Annotated in this window: 1 pseudogene; it reads left to right on the top strand. The window is 74.3% G+C overall.

Going from position 1 to position 300, the window contains the following annotated elements:
* Positions 1 to 114: 114 nt before the first annotated feature.
* Positions 115 to 300 (top strand): annotated as a pseudogene (locus J0695_RS42705) (sensor histidine kinase); the annotation flags it as partial.

The raw sequence follows: 300 nt of genomic DNA, 5'->3' as shown, positions 1-300 counted from the left end.
GCCTGCCCCAGACCTGCACGGGCCGTCGTCGTCCGGGGCCGATCGGACGCCTCCGCGGTGGTGAGCGGCGATGGCAGGCCAGCGGCACTGGGGCGTCGACCCTACGGTGGTGGCATGGCAGTGATCAACGGTTGGCGGCGGGGAGCGGGCGCCCCGGTCGGCGCGCTGGACGTGCTGGGGCCGGTTGTGCTGTTCGCGCTGTCGGTGGCGGCCGCCTCCGTCATCCCGCAAGAGCACCGGATCTCGGTCCGCCCGCCCGCCGTGGTGCTGGCGGCGGTCTGCTGTTTCGCGTTGCTGTGG

This window comes from Streptomyces beijiangensis (assembly GCF_017315755.1).
Lineage (GTDB): Bacteria > Actinomycetota > Actinomycetes > Streptomycetales > Streptomycetaceae > Streptomyces > Streptomyces beijiangensis.
This window is presented reverse-complemented; position numbering and strand designations above follow the sequence as displayed.